Source organism: Streptomyces sp. NPDC001027 (assembly GCF_040299045.1).
Taxonomy (GTDB): domain Bacteria; phylum Actinomycetota; class Actinomycetes; order Streptomycetales; family Streptomycetaceae; genus Streptomyces.
Genome location: NZ_JBEPBI010000447.1, coordinates 1 through 3,332 on the forward strand (window position 1 = coordinate 1; position 3,332 = coordinate 3,332).

Genomic DNA, 3,332 nt, shown 5'->3' on the forward strand with positions numbered 1-3,332 from the left:
CTCGAGGCCCTGCAGGGTGGCCGCGTAGCCGTGGAGGGTCGTGTTCGACGTCAGGACGGTGAGGGACCGGGTCACGCCGCCGGCGAGGGCGAACGCGGTCGGGTTGCGTCGGAATCCCAGGCTCTCGATGGCCGCCTCGACACGGCGGCGCGTCTCCTCGCGAACGTTGGGGTGAGCGTTGATCACCCGGGAGACGGTCTGGTACGAGACGCCCGCAGCGCGTGCGACATCGCGAATGCTCGCGGCTTTGCGCGGTTCCCGTCCGGGAGAGCGGGGGTCGGGGCTCATGTGACCGGTCACATTCATGCGATGAGTGTGACCGGTCACAATGCCGGAGTCAAGTGGCGGAGGGGACCGGCGCAGACGCTCGTGCGACAGGTATATCAGGGAACAGGCCGGTCGGTCGGCCTGGCCGATCGGCGAGCACCGGCCGACCGGAGGGGACCGGCCGGTCAGCCGGACGGCCGGCCGACCAGTCGGTCAGCCGGCCGTTGGATCGACGAGCCGTTCAGCGGTTCTGCGTGATTGCGCCGTCGGGCCGTCGGGACCCCAGGTTCTCGGGTTGTCGGGTCGTGGGGTCGGTCAGGAGGGTGTGGGCGCCGGGTTGCCGTAGTAGGCGTCGGGGCCGTGCTTGCGGGTGTAGTGGCGGTTGAGCAGGTGAGGAGGCGGCGGGGCCGTCGGGGACAGCGCGAAGGTGTGCAGGGCGATGTCGGCGACGGCTTCGCAGATGATCGCGTGCTCGAGTGACTTGCGCGCGGTCGATCCCCAGGTGAACGGGCCGTGGTTGGCCACCAGGGCCGCGGGCACTTCGACGGCCCGCTGGTCGTCCTCCTCGAGCAGGTCCACGATGACCCGGCCGGTGTTGTACTCGTAGTCCTTCGCGCACTGCTCGGCGGTGAGGTCCGGGGTGACCGGGATCGGGCCGTTGAAGGTGTCGGCGTGGGTGGTGCCGAGCACGGGGATGTCACGGCGGGCCTGGGCGAAGGCGACGGCGCGGGTGGAGTGGGTGTGGGTGACGCCGCCGATGGAGGGGAAGGCGAGGTAGAGGCAGCGGTGGGTCTCGGTGTCGGTGGAGGGCCGCAGCCGCCCGTCGACGACGGCGCCGTCGGACAGGCGGACGGTCACCAGGTCGTCGAGACCGAGGTCCTCGTAGGGGACGCCGGAGGGCTTGATGACGAAGACGCCCGCCTCACGGTCGACGCCGCTGACGTTTCCCCAGGTCAGCGTCGCCAGACCGACCTGAGGGATGGTCAGGTTGGCGTCCAGCACCTCTTGCCGCAGACCGTCGCGCACTCGTGCGGTCATCGGCTTCCTCCTTGCATGCGGATCAGAGCCATGGCGGACGACCTCACAGCGCCTGGGCGAGACGGTGGTAGGCGGCGTTCCAGCGGACTTCCTTGGCGAACTGCTCGGTGGTGGTGTTCTCGTCGATGGTGAGCAGCTCGACGCCGGTCATGGCGGCGTAGTCGGTGAGCGTCTCCAGACCCACGGCCGAGGTGAGCACGGTGTGGTGCGGGGCGCCGGCGAGCAGCCAGCTCTCCGCGGACTCGGCCAGCGACGGGCGGGGCTCCCACACGGCACGCGCCACCGGCAGACGGCGCAGCGGCTCGCTCGGGGCGATGACGTCGACGGCGTTCGCGGTGAGGCGGAAGCGGTCGCCGAGGTCGGAGAGCCCGACGACGACGGCGGGGCCCTCGGCGGCGTTGAAGACGAGCCGGACGGGGTCCTCGCGGCCGCCGATGGAGAGCGGGTGGATCTCGGCGCTGGGGCGGCCGGCGGCGATGGAGGGGCAGACCTCGAGCATGTGGGCGCCGAGGACGCACGGCTTGCCGGGGCCGAGGTGGTAGGTGTAGTCCTCCATGAAGCTGGTGCCGCCGGGGCTGCCGACGCCCATGACCTTCACCGTGCGCAGCAGGGCGGAGGTCTTCCAGTCGCCCTCGCCGCCGAAGCCGTAGCCGTCGGCCATGAGGCGCTGGACGGCGATGCCGGGCAGCTGGCGCAGGCCGCCGAGGTCCTCGAAGTTGGTGGTGAAGGCGGTGAAGCCGCCGTCGGTGAGGAAGGCGCGCAGGCCTGCTTCGATACGGGCCGCGTACAGCAGGGAGTCGTGCTGGTCGCCGCCGGGCCGCAGGGCCTCGGCGACGTCGTAGGAGTCGGTGTACTCGGCGGCGAGTTCGGCGACGTCCTTGTCCGGCACGGCGTCGACGACGGCGACCAGGTCGTTGACGCCGTAGGTGTTGACGGAGAACCCGAACCGCAGCTGGGCCTCGACCTTGTCGCCCTCGGTGACGGCGACGTCGCGCATGTTGTCGCCGAAGCGGGCCAGGCGCAGGGTGCGCGCGGTGTGGCGGCCGACGGCGGCGCGGGCCCAGGCGGCGACGCGGCGCACCACACGGGGGTCGGTGGCGTGACCGGCGACGATCTTGCGGTCGACGCCCACGCGGGACTCGATGTGGCCGAACTCGCGGTCGCCGTGCGCGGCCTGGTTGAGGTTCATGAAGTCCATGTCGATGCTCGGCCAGGGCAGCGACAGGTTGTACTGGGTGTGCAGGTGCAGCAGCGGCCGGTCCAGGGCGCTGAGCCCGGCGATCCACATCTTCGCCGGGGAGAAGGTGTGCATCCACACGATCACGCCGACGCAGGCGTCGGAGGCCGAGGCCTCCTGGCACATCCGCCGGATCGCGTCGGCGTCGGTCAGCACCGGCTTCCACACGATCCGCACCGGGATCTCACCGGGGTGAGCGAGGGTCTCGGAGATGCTCCGGGACTGGTCGGCCACCTGCTGCAGGACGTCGTCGCCGTACAGGCCCTGGCTGCCGGTGAGAAACCAGACCTCGTGGTCGGGGTACGGGGTGGCGTTGGCTTCCATGTCGGACGTTTCCTTTCGGGAATGATGACCACAGAGGAGAAGGCGGTGACGGTCACCGCGCAGGGGGGCGACGTTCTCAGGCGGATGCTTCGGCGCGGATGCGGCGCAGACGGTGCATGACCTCGTTGGCGCCACGACCGAAGTAGTCGTGCAGGAGTCGGTACTCGGCGAACAGACGGTCGTAGGCCTCGGCCCGCTCGGGGTCGGGCAGGTAGACCGCGGGGCGGGCCTTGCCCATGGCCTGGGCGGCGGCCCTGATGTCGGGGTAGGAGCCGGCCGCGACGGCCGCGTGCATCGCCGCGCCGAGGGCCGGTCCCTGGGCAGAGTCGATGACGCCGAGGGGCAGGCGGGTGACGTCGGCGTAGATCTGCATCAGCAGCTCGTTCTTCGTCAGGCCGCCCGCGATGATCAGCTCTCGCACCGGCACGCCGGAGTTCTCGAAGGCCTCGATGATGGTGCGGGTGCC

At 70.9% G+C, this 3,332-nt stretch carries 4 protein-coding genes; all 4 read right to left on the minus strand.

From position 1 onward, the window contains the following. On the minus strand, positions 1–306 hold a 306-nt coding region (locus ABT300_RS42490), incomplete at its 3' end, for a LacI family DNA-binding transcriptional regulator (protein ID WP_351688083.1). Between the two features lie 276 nt (positions 307–582). After that, the gene (gene araD, locus ABT300_RS42495) at positions 583–1,305 is read right to left on the minus strand and encodes an L-ribulose-5-phosphate 4-epimerase AraD (RefSeq protein ID WP_351688084.1); all 723 of its coding nucleotides are present in this window, start codon (positions 1,303–1,305) and stop codon (positions 583–585) included. Positions 1,306–1,348: 43 nt separating this feature from the next. Continuing rightward, entirely contained in the window at positions 1,349–2,866 is a 1,518-nt protein-coding gene (araA, locus tag ABT300_RS42500) for an L-arabinose isomerase (RefSeq protein WP_351688087.1), read from the minus strand. A 76-nt stretch (positions 2,867–2,942) separates the two neighbouring features. Next, on the minus strand, positions 2,943–3,332 hold a 390-nt coding region (locus tag ABT300_RS42505), incomplete at its 5' end, for an FGGY-family carbohydrate kinase (protein WP_351688090.1).